The following is an 11,964-nucleotide window of genomic DNA, read 5'->3' on the forward strand; positions in this document are numbered from 1 at the left end:
ATGTTTAAAAAAAGACAGGTGGCTGTGCCTGATCACATTAGCAAATAAACATGCTGGTGATGAATAAAAACAAGTAATGGTCTTAATGGAATAGAAATGATGCTTTTTATATCTTGAGGCTGGGTGATAATTTATTTTTTTGCTAATAAGTGATTGTCTTACAAGTTTTATTTTAGCCTTTGCATAGCATGGCTGGTTTTGAGTATCACAGGGATGGGTTTACGCTGAATCTCCGTTAAAGCATTTAAAGCTGGGCATTTAAGTATTTTTTAGCTTGCACCGCCCAGCAAGATGATCAGTGCGGGCAACGCTTGATTTGCTCTGCGTTTGTAAGCGGTTTAAAAGCCGTATTTATAGAATTTTCTGTCTTTTCTTCTTTAAATTTTAATGAATAATTACAATTTATGATGTTTTAAATTGTAAATAAAGAAAGCAATGGTCTAGCATTAAAAAGATATGGCCGGTTGTAGGGGAATGGGATTGCATGGCGGCGGGGAGGGCTTGCCTGAGTACTGAAATAATAAAAACAAACTGCGTTAAAGCCAAAGCTCTGCCTTCACGGAACGCCAGTCAATAAAAACGGCATGTTTTTCTTCAACTTTAAAGGGAAGAAGAGGATGGGCAAGGGGCCGCATTCTTTAGCGCGGGGGCATAGCTGGCCCATTAAGCTTTCAATCGCTACGGTGGTGGTGCTCTGCATGCTGGTGCTGGCAGTCGGGGTGATTGGCATTGGCTGGAGTGGCGCACGCAGCACCTTGCTTGATACTGCCGCCAGAACGGCAAGAGATGCCGGCCAGCTGATTACAGAAAAATCCCGCCGTATGCTGGAGCCGGCACAAGCCACATTACGCATGCTGGTGGCCGATCCCATTGCAAGTGCAACTCATTTAGAAGACCGGCTGCTCAGGCTGGGCACGCTGTCTGATGTGCTGACGGCCAATGAGCTGATGTCGTCTGTTTTTGTGGGCTATAGCGATGGCTCATTTATGCTGGTTCGTCCGCTGGACAGGGAGGAGATTCGCAAAAAGTTTAATGCGCCGCCCATGTCGAATTTTATGGTGCAATCGGTGCAAAGCCAGCCCAATGGCCAGTTTAAACGCGAGTTTTTATTTTTTAATGCAAGCCGCACCTTGCTAGAGCGCCGCAACGAGCCAGATTACCGTTTTGATCCCCGCACACGTCCCTGGTATAAAGCTTCTGAGCTAACAGCAGCACCGCAGCTTTCTGAACCGTATATTTTCTTTTCTTCCCGGCAAATAGGCGTAACACTCAGCCAGGCCAGCCAAAATGGTAAGGCGATCTTTGGTATTGATGTGGTGCTGGATGATTTGGCCAATAGTCTGGAAGGGCTGAAAATATCGCCTAATACCCAGCTGGCCTTGGTGAATGAAAAAGGCAGAGTGCTGGCTTACCCCGATATGCAAAAAGTATTGATTAAAGGCGGGGATAAATTTGAATTTAGCACGGTGGATGGTCTTGCTGTACCCAGCCTGAGCAAGCTCAATGCGCTGGGTTTGGATAAGGGCAAGGTGGCGGCTTTTGAAGTAAACGGGCAGGAATGGCTGGGGGCTTCTTTGCCCTTTGATGTGTGGCAATCGGATGGAATGCGCTTACTGGTGGCCGCGCCCAGCGATGATTTACTGGGCGGGCTGCGCGGCAAACTGCTACATCTGATCGTGGTGGTGGCGGTTCTGGCTTTGCTTTTAATGCCGCTGGGCTGGTGGGCCGGGGCAAAAATTGGCAAAAGTATGGATAAGTTAACGGCTCAGGCACAGCGCATGAGCCGTTTTGATTTCAGCCAAAGCCAGCTTAAAAATACCATGGTGCAGGAGGTGAATGATCTGTCTGGCGTGATGCACGATATGGGCCAGACCATCGAGACTTTTTTACAAATCAGCCAAGATATGGCCACCGAGCCCAAAGTAGAGCACATGCTGAATAATGTGCTGGATCAGATGGTGATGGCCACACGCTGCTTGGCAGGCGTGGTTTATTTACTGAATCACACCAGCCATAAAATGGAGCGGGCCGCAGCACATGGTGATTTGTGCGGGCATGAAGAAAAGTGTTTTATGTATACCGATCAGCAGCAGGCGATTCCTGAAACACATCAGGTGGCTGAGGGCGTGGTTGAAATGCAGATTGAGCTGCGCGGCCGCAGTGGCATGCTGGAAGGGCTGCTGATTTTGCAGTATCAGGATGATGACAGCCATGCTGATCGTGCATTTACCGGGTTTGTGCATAAGCTGTCTGGCATGCTGGCCGTATCGATAGAAACACGTCAGCTGATTGATGCACAAAAAAAACTGCTGGATGCAGTGATCAGGCTGATGGCTGATGCGATTGACGCCAAAAGCCCTTATACCGGAGGCCATTGCGAGCGCGTGCCAGAGCTGGCCGGCATGCTGGTCGATCAAATGGGGCGGGAAGAAAGCGGCCCCTATGCCGGTTTTAAAATGAGTGAAGATCAGCGCTACGAGTTTCACCTCGGCGCGTGGCTGCATGATTGTGGCAAGGTGATCAGCCCCGAGCACATTATTGATAAAGCCACCAAACTAGAAACCATTTACAACCGCATCCACGAGATACGTATGCGTTTTGAGGTGATGTGGCGCGATGCCGAGCTGGATCATTGGCGGGCAGTGGCTTTTGGCGGGGATGAAGAGGCTTCTTTTGCCATGCTGAAACAGCACCAGCAAGTCTTACAGGATGATTTTTCTTTTGTGGCCCGTTGTAATGTGGGCGGCGAATTTATGGCCGATGAGGATATACAGCGGCTTCAGCAAATAGGCCGGAAAACATGGCTGCGTTATTTTGATAAGCAGTTGGGCTTGTCTGCAGACGAAAACCGCAGGCTGGGTGACTATGTGCCCGAAAAATTGCCGATCGCAGAGCTGCTGCTGGCGGATCGCAGCGACCATGTCGTGCCATGGGGAGAGCGTAAGCCTGCAGTAGAAAAAGGCGACCCGAATAATCACCATGGCTTTGATATGGAGTTGCCAAAGCACGCGCAAAATATGGGCGAGCTGTACAACCTATCTATCCGGCGTGGCACACTGACCGAAGAAGACCGCTTTAAAATCAACGATCATATTGTGCAGACACTGATTATGCTGCGCGGGCTGCCATGGCCCGCTAGGCTGGCAAAAGTGCCGGATATTGCCGCTACTCACCATGAAAAACTCGATGGCAAGGGCTATCCGCGGCGCTTATCGGCCGATCAGCTCAGCACGGCAGACAGGGTGATGGCGCTGGCCGATGTGTTTGAAGCGCTTACTGCCGCAGACCGCCCGTATAAATCCCCGAAAACACTGACTGAATCGCTGAAAATTATGGCGTCTATGGCCAAAGATCAGCATATCGATGCTGAGCTGTTCCGGTATTTCTTACACAGCAAATTATGGCTGGTCTTTGCCGGGAAATTTATGCGTAAAGAACAGATTGATGACGTGGATATTGCAGCAATCGAAAAATTACTACCTATAAAGGAAGAGCAGGTTCCGCCCCGAAGTAAACCGGCAGAACTTAAAAATTAAGCCCATGCGAGGTTACTTTTATGCCTGTTTGCCGCGTATATCTGCTGCTGGTTTTGCTCTTTAGCTGGCCCGCGCTGGCGCTGGATGCCCCGGCAGGAAAGGTGATTCTGACTTTAAGCGGCAAGGTGGGGGAGAAAAACGCAGGCAATACCGCAGTATTTGATCTGGCCATGTTGGAAAAACTGCCGCAGCAAAGCTATCGCACCCAAACCCCGTGGGAAGCGCTGCCGGTTAAGTTTAGCGGCCCCTATTTACGCGATGTGCTGGCGGCGGCCAAGGCCAGTGGCAACGTGATTAAAGCCGTGGCGATTAATGATTACAAAACGGACATTCCTTTCAGTGACACACATCGGTTTGATATGATTTTGGCGCATAAAATGAATGGTCAGGCCATTCCTGCTCGCACTAAAGGGCCGTTATTTATTGTTTACCCTTACGATACAAAGCCAGAGCTGCAAACCAAGCCTTATTACGACCGTTCGGCGTGGCAAGTTAAATCACTGGTGATTGAATAGGCCGCCCACTGCGCGTGCTAGCAGTCTGTCGGGCTTGAGCGTCCGTAGCGAGAAAGCATTCGGTTTGAGATAGATTTTTAGGTTTTTTGAGGCGAATAGCGGGCTATTTAACGAAAAAAAGCTCGAAATATGGCCAAATCCGGCGTTTTCGCAGTAGGACAGTCTTAAGTCCGACAGGCTGCTATTTAACGATAAGCTGCTAGGACCGCCGCTTTACAATTGATATCGTCAGCCTTCCTGGCCTTCAGCCAGCGCATCTACCACCTGTCAGCTGTTAGAATTGCCGCTTTCTTCTGCCGGATCTTCTTATGCCATTTGCCCAATTTTCCGACAAACTGGCCGAGCGCCAGCAAGCGGGTTTGCTGCGCAGCCGGCGTCAGATTGATAGCCCGCAGGGCGCGCATATTCAGATCGGTGGGCGGCAGCTGATTAATTTTTGCAGCAATGATTATCTGGGTCTCGCCAATCACCCCAGCGTGGTGCAAGCCGCGCAGCAAGGTGCGGCAGACTGGGGTGTGGGCAGCGGCGCGGCGCATTTGCTGGCCGGGCATTTTGCCCCGCATCAGGCGTTGGAAGATCGCCTAGCGGCTTTTGTCAGTATGCCCGCTGCGCTGGGGTTTTCTACCGGCTATATGGCCAATCTAGCGGTGATTACTGCGCTGGTGGGGCGCGGTGATGCCGTGTTTGCCGATAAGCTGAATCATGCTTCTTTGAATGACGCCGTGGCCCTGTCGCGGGCCGATTTCAAGCGCTATCCGCATCAGGATATGGCCGCGCTGGAGCGCCTCTTGGCCGCCAGTACCGCGCCACGTAAGCTGATTGTGGCCGATGCGGTATTCAGTATGGATGGCGATATTGCCCCGGTGGCGGCGCTCTTAGCTTTGGCGGAGCGCTACGATGCCTGGCTGTTTTTAGACGATGCACATGGCTTTGGTGTGTTAGGCGATGGGCGCGGCACGCTGGCCGAGTTTGGTATTTCTTCACCCCGCATTATCTATATGGCCACCCTAGGCAAGGCCGCTGGCGTGTCGGGGGCTTTTGTAGCGGGGGAGCAGGTGATGTGCGATTGGCTGCTGAACACCGCTCATAGCTATGTCTACACCACCGCCATGCCGCCCCTTTTATCCTGTGCCATGCAGGCCAGCCTAGATTTAATTGAGACAGAATCCTGGCGGCGGCAGCGCCTGGCCAAGCATATTGCGGCCTTTAGAGCGGGCTTACAGGATGGTTGTGAGCTGCTTGATTCCAATACGGCGATTCAGCTGATTTTGCTGCCCGATAATGACAACACCATCCGCATCGCCAGAGCGCTGTTTGAGCGCGGCATCTGGGTAGGCGCAATCCGCCCGCCCACCGTGCCCACGCCACGCTTACGCATCACCCTATCGGCGGCGCATTCTGATGAGGATATTGCGGCTTTGATTGAGGAGCTAAAAGCGTTGCTGGTGGCTGATATATAGGTGGCAGTTTATGCAGCCTCCCCCTTTTTCAAAGGGAGGACAAGTGCATCAAACTTATACGGATAGTGATTCGGGGCTTTGTGTGGGCAAAGAATTTGTCTAAGCCAATCATCGTTAAGCTAGTTTATTTGAATATTGTTTTTAATTTGAAAGGTTTTGCCAAGCATGACAAGCAATTTTTTACATATCGAATCAACCGGCCGTGGGCCTGATGTGGTGCTGCTGCATGGCTGGGCGATGAATAGCACGGTTTGGCGCGGTGTGGCTGAGGCGCTGAGCGATGATTTTTGCCTGCATCTGGTTGATTTACCCGGCCATGGCAAAAGCAGCAGCAGCCAGCCTTTATCGCTGGCACATATGGTGGCGGAGCTGGATGCCGCATTTCCAAGGCCGGTACAGGTGGTGGGCTGGTCTTTGGGCGGCGCGGTGGCCAGCAGTTGGGCAATGGCTGCGCCGGATAAAATCCGCTCGCTCAGCTTGATCGCCTCCACACCTTGTTTTATGCAGCGGGAAGACTGGCAGCACGCCATGGCCCCAGCCACGATGAGCCAGTTTGCCGCAAGTTTGGCCGCAGACTGGCAAGGCACTTTAAAACGTTTTATCAGCCTGCAAGTGCAAGGCGGCGCAGAGGCACGGGCGCTGGCAAAAACGCTGAGCCAGGAGTTATTCTTGCACGGCGAGCCAAGCCTTGCGGCATTGCAGGAAGGCCTGGCCATCTTGCGCGATACCGATTTACGCCAGCAAATAAACCAGCTGACATGCCCGGTTTTACTGCAGTTTGGCAACCGCGATACGCTCACTCCGCCGGGTGCAGGAGCATGGTTGGCAGAGGCTTTGCCCCACGCCGAGCTGATTGTTCACAGCGGCGCAGCCCACGTGCCGTTTGCTTCGCATCCGGATGATTTTATTGCGGCTCAGCGGCGGTTTTTGCTGGCGGGAATGTAGTCGATACTCCTTTTGCGCAAGCGTTTCCCCTTGTAAGGGGAGAAACCCGTGTGTCAATTGAAGAGGGGCTAGCCCGACCGTCCACGCGGCACAGCACGGTGCGCAGGAAAAACGAATGCGCATCCTATGGGCTAAAGCGACGCCTATGCAAACCGCTGCATTCTTTTTATTGCTTTCTGCCCAAAGTCAGCGAGCTGTCTTTGCTTTTTAGCTCGATCAGCTTACCGGCTTCCAGTTCTCTCACTTCTGCACCATTGGCAAAGGCTTGGCCCACTGCGTGGCTGATGGCGCTGTTCTCGTCGCCCATGCAGGCCATCATGGTGGAAGCCAGCATGCCTTTGAGTTGTTGATTTTCGTCTTTTAGGCTACCCATTACACGGTTGCAGCCATCAAAGCCCGTAATGCGCATGGTCTTTGCGTCAAAAGCCAGCGTGGCCTTGCTATTGTTGCTGACGGCTTTATTGTTCACTTTGACGATATTCCACTCGCCATCAAAGCGGGCAGCCGCACTTGGGGATGCAGGGGAAGATGGCATTACGCTGGCACAGGCTGATAGGGCAACAACAGAGCTAAGCAATAATTTACGCATATTTGATATCCATAGAGTGCAGCTGGCAAGATGCTCAGCATCAATTTAAACCGCTTAAAGCTTAGTTGAGTTGCTGCGCCTGGGGCGAGGTATTAAGTGGCATTCGGTAGTATTTGCCGTTGATACGCCCGAAATAGAAAAACGCGAAGACCTGCTTCGCATTTTGTTTTAATAGGCCAGCTTTTTTAAATCAAGAAGTATTTTCTACAAGCGTGATAAAAAACCAAACCTGATTATGTCTCTTATTCAAATTCATTATAAATATCGTAGGGTGGCTGCAACCCGCGTATTTATTCAGCTTTGCTCGCGGGGTTCACCCGCCCTACAAATTCAATAATCGAGCACAGCTCTCAATGAGTCCATTTACACATAGATGATTGAACAATAGGCGTCGTCAGGCAACCAAATGTATGGCAATCTTTGCAAGAGCCTAATTTTTATTTAATTGTTAAAAAATAGGAAAAAATCAGTTTTATTTTTAACTGTCTTTAAATATATATGTGCAAGATGAAACTATAAAAATATAGGTAAAAATCAATGTATTTTTTGCAAGTTTATTAATGGTTTCTCGATGATTTTTTAGTGCGAATGAGAAAATATAAAGCAGGTTAGGGGTTAGAAATAAAAGTATTAAAATCGAAGATATTGTATGCATATTCTTCCAGAAAATACGGATATGATCTGAGTATGGTATTAATAGCCTGTCCCTGTTGTTTATTGGTCTGTTTTTATAATTTTCAGCAATAACGCAGCAGGTACCTACTATTTTGCTCGGTAAATAATATATTTTTTCTGAGGTGCATGATTGATAGGTTTTTATGCTGTGATAGCTCGTGGTGTAAAAATTGAAGAAACAAATTATTAATGGAATTAAAGCCAACATAATCCATTGAATAATGATGGAGTCATTTGTGTTTTTCATCGTCTTTTATTCTATTTTAATAGATTGGTTATTTCATTATTTTTGGTGTAGTTTATTGCCGTTTTTCCATGCTTGTCTTTGTGTTCTTTGCTGGCTCCGGCACTGAGAAGTTCGATAATGGCCTCTTTGCGGCCGAGTTCTGATGCCCACGCCAATGGTGTTTCGCCGTCGCAGTTAGGAAAATTGACATCAGCACCATGCTTAATCAATGATTTAATGAACTCTGTATTGTTTATGTACACAGCAGTTTGTAATGGTGTATGAAGGCTTGTTATTTCATTAACTATTGCGCCGGATTTAACTAGGTCATCAATTAATTCTAACCACTCAGGGTCCGGTTTTGAATATAAGATCACTTCTGACAATGGGTTAAACCCGCCATCCGATTTCAGGTCTCCGTAATCATGTATTTTAATCATTTTTTTTACATCAACGCTCTCTAGGTTTTGCACTTGCGCACGTATAAGCGTGCCATTTTCCTGTCCAAAAGACATAATGAGATGCCAGCCTAGCAGCCATGGAGAAAATGAAAATGCAATAGCAAGCGACGTAATTATTAATTGAGTTAATTTGCGCATATGCTCTTCATTTCTCTAATTAGTTTACTTCATTTGCAAAATTAACGGCAACAATGGGAAGATAGGCTTGAGTGTTTTGCTGGATGGTATTGGTGAGAAATACCATCCAGACTGGGGCGTCGAGAAATTCCCTTGCCAATACCGCCTTTTTGTCATGCCCCATTTAGGCTTGCTGCAAACAGTGCTGCTGTAATTGCTCACTCAGAACGCTCACGGTGGAATGATTCATTTCCAGCCGTGTATAAATATCCGTTTGTAAACGCTACAGCAGGCGTCTTTAATCAATAAAATAAAGGTACCTTTAGCCCTTCTCAAACCACGCAATACTCTCCACATGCGCTGTATGCGGGAACATATTTACAATCCCTGAGGCTTTGAGCGTGTAGCCTTTTTCGTGCACCAGCACATCGGCATCGCGGGCGAGGGTGGATGGATTACAGGATACGTAGACGATGCGTTTGGGGCCGTTTTGGGCGCTGATGGATTTGCACAGCTCGTGCGCACCATCCCTTGGCGGATCGATCAGCATCTTGTCGAAAGCCCCAAGTTTTTTCAGCCAGCTGGTCGTCATTTCAAATAAATTGGCCACTTTAAAATCTGTATTGCTACTCAGGCCATTATCGCTGGCGCTTTCATTCGCCCTGTCTACCAGTTGTTGCAAGCCTTCCATGCCCAGCGTTTTTGCACCGCTTTTTGCTATCGGCAGGGTGAAATTACCCACGCCACAGAAAAAGTCAGCAATCACTTCACCGGCCTGTGGCTTAAGTAAATCCATCGCCCGCGCCACCAGCGTGCGGTTGATGCGGTGGTTTACCTGGGTAAATTCGGTGGGCTTATAACGCATCACAATGCCAAATTCAGGAATGCTATAGCTCAGCTGTGGTGCATCAAGCGGGTAAAACGGCGTGGCTGCTTCAACAGATTTTGCCTGCAGCCAGAATTGTACTTTCCACTGATCCGCATATTTTTTAATCAAAGCCTGATCGGCTTTATTGGGGGCGATGGGCGTGCGCAGCACCAGAATATCCACATGCTCCCCGACAGCCAGCTCGATATGCAGAATGCGGTCTTTTATCGATAAGCTTTTAAGTAGCGAGCGCAGCGGCAAGATTTGTTTGGAAATATGCGGTGGCAATACACGGCATTCATTCAGCGCCGCAATGACCTTAGAGCGCCGCTCAAAAAAGCCCAGCCGAACTTCATTTTGCTTCGCATCATAAGACACAGATAAACGCGCTCGCTGGCGATAGCCCCATTCCGGCCCGTAAATCGCTGGCAACATCATTTCGGCTTTTACATTGCCGATACGCTTAAGGTTGTCTTCCAGCACCCGCTGCTTGGCCGCCACTTGGCCAGAGAATTCCAGATGCTGCATGCTGCAACCGCCGCATACACCAAAGTGCGGACAGGGCGGATTAACGCGCATATGGCTGGTGGTATAGATTTGCGTGGCTTCGGCGTTTTCAAAACGCGGCTTAATGCGATAGCTTTTATAGCTGACGGTTTCCCGAGGCAGGGCGCCATCAATAAAAATCGTCTTCCCTTCTACGCGCGCAATGCCGTGGCCTTCAAAGTCTAAGGATTCAATCAGGGCAGGAGCAGTCATGGTAAGGCCATCGCGTAAAACGGCGGATTATAGCAGGCTTGGGGGAGGGGAGTATGGCGCGGAATATCGGGTACTCTCAAGGCGGTATGAATATATATTTAAAGTAGGCCAATTTCATTTAACCAGTTTTCCATGCCTAATTTTTTTGCCACATCAATTAGTAGTTCTTTCTCTATGGATGATAAGTTATGCAATTCTGCCGCAATAGATTCTAATACTTCAATATCTTTATCAGGATCTGTGCTCGTAGAAGCATTAATGTGTTTACAAGCAATAATTAAAGCATGGACTAAGTTTTCCATTCAAGAACCTTAATTTTTCTGATGGAAGTTGGGTTATGCCATGTAACTTATTTCGCCTTATATTATTGTTTTTCTCCGTGAAACCCTGTGTTCTCTGTGGCCTCTGTGTTTCAAGATTTGGGTTTTGATGCACAGCACCTGTAAATAATAAAAAACGCCGCAAGCAAATGATCTTTGCATGCGGCGTTGTCTAATGATTTCAGGCGATTTTATTTTGCTTGCGTTTTACATTGCTGCTTTATAAATCGCAGTAATTTCTTCTGCTGTGGCTTGAATTGGGTTGGTGAAACCGCAGGCGTCTTTCAGTGCATTCGCGGTGAGGGTTGGGAAGTCGGTTTCTTTAACACCCAGCTCGATCAGGCCAACCGGGATGCCTACATCAGCAGCAAGTTGGCGAATAGCGGCCAAGCAAGCTTCGGCGGCGGCTTCGTCAGATAAGAAGCGTACGTCGCAGCCCATGGCATGGGCTACTTCACCCAGGCGTTTGGCGGCGATGCGGGAGTTGAATTTCTGTACATGCGGCAGCAGCACGGCATTGCATACGCCGTGTGGCAGATCGTAAAAACCGCCTAATTGGTGTGCCATGGCGTGTACATAGCCAAGCGATGCATTATTAAAGGCCATACCAGCAAGAAATTGTGCATAAGCCATTTGTTCGCGGGCGTGCAAGTTGTGGCCATCATTCACGGCGTGGCGCAGGTTTTCGCTGATTAAAGTCACCGCTTTCAGCGCGCAGGCATCGGTAATGGGGGTAGCGATGGTGGAAACATAGGCTTCAATGGCGTGGGTGAGTGCATCCATGCCGGTGGCTGCTGTTAAATCTTTGGGTTTATCCAGCATCAGTTCCGGGTCATTCACCGACAGAATAGGCGTGGTGTGTTTGTCTACAATCGCCATTTTTACATGACGTGATTCGTCAGTAATAATGCAAAAGCGGGTCATTTCACTGGCTGTACCGGCTGTGGTGTTGATGGAAACCAAGGGTAGCTGTGGTTTTTTAGATTGATCTAGGCCTTCGTAATCAGCGATATTGCCGCCATTGCTGGCGCAAAGGGCAATGCCTTTGGCGCAATCGTGCGGTGAGCCGCCACCCAGAGAAATCACAAAATCACAGTCGTTTTCTTTGAGTAATTTTAAACCTGCCTCAACATTGCCGATGGTGGGGTTGGGCTGAGCGCCGTCAAATACCACCGATACCACGCCATACTGGCCAAGCAGCTCGGATACTTTAGCCACCATGCCAATTTTATTGAGCACGGCGTCGGTCACGATCAGTGCTTTTTTAAAGCCGTAGGATTGAATGGTGCTTGCTGCGTCTTTAAGACAGCCAGCACCCATCAGATTTACTGCTGGAATAAAGAATGCGGTAGTAGTCATGGCGGATCTGCCTGCAGGTCAAAATTTGAGCTTAACCATTTTGTATATTGCAGGTTTTGTGTCAGATCAAAGAAAGATGGGCTCTGAGCAGTGATTCCAGTGGGTACAATAATACCCAAATACATTTTCTATAC

At 48.9% G+C, this 11,964-nt stretch carries 10 protein-coding genes; 4 read left to right on the plus strand and 6 right to left on the minus strand.

All coding sequences use genetic code 11. The annotated features are described in order from the left end of the window. Positions 1 to 617: 617 nt before the first annotated feature. From DYD62_RS02745 to bioH, 4 genes are all read left to right on the plus strand, one after another. Entirely contained in the window at positions 618 to 3,536 is a 2,919-nt protein-coding gene (locus DYD62_RS02745; RefSeq protein WP_115225965.1) for an HD domain-containing phosphohydrolase, read from the plus strand. A gap of 20 nt (positions 3,537 to 3,556) precedes the next feature. Next, positions 3,557 to 4,051, plus strand: a complete 495-nt coding sequence (locus tag DYD62_RS02750) for a putative pterin-binding protein (RefSeq protein WP_115225966.1) — start codon at positions 3,557 to 3,559, stop codon at positions 4,049 to 4,051. Positions 4,052 to 4,359: 308 nt separating this feature from the next. Next, on the plus strand, positions 4,360 to 5,511 hold the full coding sequence (gene bioF, locus DYD62_RS02755; protein WP_115225967.1) for an 8-amino-7-oxononanoate synthase: 1,152 nt from the start codon (positions 4,360 to 4,362) through the stop codon (positions 5,509 to 5,511). A gap of 165 nt (positions 5,512 to 5,676) precedes the next feature. Continuing rightward, positions 5,677 to 6,456: a pimeloyl-ACP methyl ester esterase BioH gene (gene bioH / locus DYD62_RS02760; RefSeq protein WP_115225968.1), complete on the plus strand. Its 780-nt coding sequence runs from the start codon at positions 5,677 to 5,679 to the stop codon at positions 6,454 to 6,456. A gap of 166 nt (positions 6,457 to 6,622) precedes the next feature. On the opposite strand, the gene DYD62_RS02765 is transcribed toward bioH, so the two are convergent. The 6 genes from DYD62_RS02765 to yiaY form a co-directional block, all read right to left on the minus strand. Then, a complete protein-coding gene (locus DYD62_RS02765) occupies positions 6,623 to 7,045 on the minus strand; it encodes an META domain-containing protein (RefSeq protein WP_115225969.1) in 423 nt (140 codons plus the stop codon). Positions 7,046 to 7,978: 933 nt separating this feature from the next. Continuing rightward, positions 7,979 to 8,545: an ankyrin repeat domain-containing protein gene (locus DYD62_RS02770; protein WP_115225970.1), complete on the minus strand. Its 567-nt coding sequence runs from the start codon at positions 8,543 to 8,545 to the stop codon at positions 7,979 to 7,981. A gap of 19 nt (positions 8,546 to 8,564) precedes the next feature. Further along, positions 8,565 to 8,708: a hypothetical protein gene (locus DYD62_RS23550; protein WP_165928585.1), complete on the minus strand. Its 144-nt coding sequence runs from the start codon at positions 8,706 to 8,708 to the stop codon at positions 8,565 to 8,567. A gap of 138 nt (positions 8,709 to 8,846) precedes the next feature. Beyond that, entirely contained in the window at positions 8,847 to 10,151 is a 1,305-nt protein-coding gene (gene rlmD, locus DYD62_RS02775; RefSeq protein WP_115225971.1) for a 23S rRNA (uracil(1939)-C(5))-methyltransferase RlmD, read from the minus strand. A 98-nt stretch (positions 10,152 to 10,249) separates the two neighbouring features. Next, positions 10,250 to 10,453, minus strand: a complete 204-nt coding sequence (locus tag DYD62_RS02780; protein ID WP_115225972.1) for a hypothetical protein — start codon at positions 10,451 to 10,453, stop codon at positions 10,250 to 10,252. 225 nt (positions 10,454 to 10,678) lie between these two features. Further along, entirely contained in the window at positions 10,679 to 11,830 is a 1,152-nt protein-coding gene (gene yiaY, locus DYD62_RS02785; protein WP_115225973.1) for an L-threonine dehydrogenase, read from the minus strand. Positions 11,831 to 11,964: the final 134 nt, after the last annotated feature.

This window comes from Iodobacter fluviatilis, from assembly GCF_900451195.1.
GTDB classification, from domain to species: domain Bacteria; phylum Pseudomonadota; class Gammaproteobacteria; order Burkholderiales; family Chitinibacteraceae; genus Iodobacter; species Iodobacter fluviatilis.